Annotated in this window: 2 protein-coding genes; both read left to right on the forward strand. The window is 65.8% G+C overall.

Annotated elements, in window-relative coordinates; all coding sequences use genetic code 11:
• Positions 1 to 1235, forward strand: a 1235-nt coding sequence (locus EN884_RS35210) for an ABC transporter permease (protein WP_164895395.1), incomplete at its 5' end; no start/stop codon positions are given.
• Positions 1236 to 1248: 13 nt separating this feature from the next.
• Positions 1249 to 1642 (forward strand): SDR family NAD(P)-dependent oxidoreductase (locus EN884_RS35215; RefSeq protein WP_128361094.1); only part of this gene is annotated, 394 nt, incomplete at its 3' end.

The raw sequence follows: 1642 nt of genomic DNA on the forward strand, positions 1-1642 counted from the left end.
CTGTCTTCGGCGCCTTTATCCTGATGATCGTGGTGAACATCCTGCTGGTGCTCAACGTATCGGCCTATTATGCGACCATCGCCGAAGGCACCATTCTGGTACTGGCGGCACTTGCCGGCTCGATCTCGCATGCATCGGTGCTTGCCGTGCAACTGCGCGCCGCGCGTGCCCGGCTCGCCGCCTGGCGCGCCGGCATATTGCCCTCGCAACTCGAGCGCGTGGACCGGCGTCTCAAGATCGCCGAGCCAGCCCATGCCCAGCGCAGTCCGGCATCGCCGCGCCCTGCCTTCCATCTGCGCAATGCGGAAACGCTGCGCTATGCGCTGCCGGCCTATGTCTGCCTGCTGCTCATCGTGCTTGTCACCCAGATCTGGCTCGGCCGCGCCATCCTCAATCCGGGCTATTGGAATTCGCTGCTGGTGCTATCCTCCTTCCTAGCCGTCCTGGCGCTCGGACAGGGAACCGTCATCCTGACCGGAGGCCTCGATCTCTCCGTGCCGTGGACGATCGGCATCTCCGGCATCATCCTGGCGGGCATGGTCAACGGCTCCGACGCCGCCCTTGTCTACGCCTTGCCGGTCGTCCTGGTGATGGCCTGCGCCATCGGCTTCGCCAATGGTTTCGGCATCGTCTATCTCGGCATCTCGCCGATCGTCATGACGCTCGCCACCAACGGCATTCTGCAAGGCTGTGCGCTGCTCTATTCGCAGGGAACGCCGGCCGGGTTTTCCTCGCCGATGCTGCGCTGGGTCATGACGGCCAAGCTCGCCGGCCTGCTGACTCCAATCGTGCTGCTGATGGTCGTCTTTGTCGTCGCAGCGGTACTCCTGCTTGGCCGCACCCCGTTCGGAAGGCGCGTCTACGGCATCGGCAACGGGCTGCGCGCGGCGCGCTTGTCGGGCATCGGCGTCGAGCGCACGCTGATCCTGGTCTACATGCTTTCGGCCGTCTGCGCGGCTGTTGTCGGCGTCATGCTGACCGGCTTTTCGGGTCAGGCGAGCCTCGGCATGGGCGACGACTATCTATTGCCGTCGATCGCCGTGGTGGTGGTCGGCGGCGCGCTGATCACCGGCGGGCGCGGCCACTATCTCGGCATGCTCGGCGGCGTGTTGTTGCTGACGGCACTGCAGATGCTGCTCGCCGGCACCACGCTTCCCTATGCCACGAGGGCAATTCTTTACGGACTGGTCGTTCTGGGCGCCGTCATGGCGCTGCGCGAACGGCGGCTGCAATGAGAAGGACATGACCATGAGCACAAGGGCGCCGGCATCGGCGGACGAATTTTTGACCGGGCTGAAAGGCCAGCGCGTGCTGGTGACGGCGGGCGCAGGCGGCATCGGGTTTGCCATAGCCGACACGCTGTCACGCCTCGGCGCCCGCATCGTCGTCTGCGACGTTTCCGACGAGGCGCTGGCCGCTGCTCCCAGCAAGATCGACCTGGTCGCGGCGGTCAAGGCCGACGTCTCGCGCGACGAGGACGTCGACCGTCTGTTCGAGGCGGTCGAGAAAAAACTCGGCGGGCTCGATGCGCTGATCAACAATGCCGGCATTGCCGGGCCGACCGGCGGTGTCGACGAGATCGATCCGGCGGACTGGCGGCGCTGCATCGACATCTGCCTGACCGGCCAGGTCCTGTGCGCCC

It is taken from the genome of Mesorhizobium sp. M7A.F.Ca.AU.001.01.1.1 (genome assembly GCF_004022735.1).
GTDB lineage: Bacteria > Pseudomonadota > Alphaproteobacteria > Rhizobiales > Rhizobiaceae > Mesorhizobium > Mesorhizobium ciceri.